A 1050-nucleotide genomic window follows, 5' to 3' on the forward strand; every position below is an offset into this window, starting at 1 on the left:
TTCGCAATGGTCGCCGCTGCGAATGCGGTTAAACACACTGGTGGTGTAACGTTACTGTCTTGCGAAAGCCAGAATATGATCAAATGCGCAGCCAACAATGCCAAGCCAACCGCCTCTAAACCCAGACTTTGCTCTAGTAGCGTTTCAACAAAATCAGCAGGAACCAGTGACAGCATTTCTTTCGCCGTTTCCAGCGCCATTGGCGCATTGAGAAGATCGAGCTTATCTGGTGCAGCTAGCATGAAGATCGCTTTCGCTTGCTCAGGCAACTGCCCTGAAACCATCAACTCTAAAAGTTGGTTCTCGGCAATCAACTTATACAAGGCAGGGGCAGACAAAGTGCCCAGAACAATATACGCCGCTGTCACAGGTAAGCCCATACCTAAAACCAACGATGCCAAAGCAATCAACACGAGCATGATGAACAAATCACCATTCGCCCAACCATTGATCATCAAAGAGAAAGTGTTGCCGATGCCTGTTGTACTGATTACGTTGATCACTAAACCAATACCCACCAGCAAGACGGCGGTGGTTGCCATGTTCTTCGCGCCTTGAGACATAGCCTCGATGATCGCTTTTGGTCCCATTTTGTGATCTTTAGAAAACCACGAAGAGACAACGACAGAAATGATGGAAAGGCCTGCTGCATACGTGGGTGTAAAACCTTTTACGAGCAACGTCACCAGAACCACCAAAGGAATAAGGTTGTGCCAACCACTCACCAGAACTTTGATAAGCGATTCGTCACTGGTTGTAATTTTCTGCACGCCGCTACGCTTCGCTTCGATACGCACAAAAAACGCGACCGACAAGAAATAAATCAACGCAGGGACAAACGATACAGCAATGATATCCACATAAGGAATTTGAGTGTAAGACGCCATAATGAACGCACCCGCGCCCATCACCGGAGGCATCAACTGACCACCAGTAGAAGCCGCAGCCTCAACCCCTGCAGCAAAGCGCGAAGGGAAACCTGCTTTTTGCATCAACGGGATACTGATCACCCCTGTCGACACGGTATTCGCCACGCTAGATCCCGACACA

Annotated in this window: 1 protein-coding gene; it reads right to left on the minus strand. The window is 48.9% G+C overall.

From position 1 onward, the window contains the following. On the minus strand, positions 1–1050 hold a 1050-nt coding region (locus tag R7Q47_RS26425), incomplete at both ends, for a TRAP transporter fused permease subunit (RefSeq protein ID WP_318090281.1).

It is taken from the genome of Vibrio sp. Vb0349 (genome assembly GCF_033338975.1).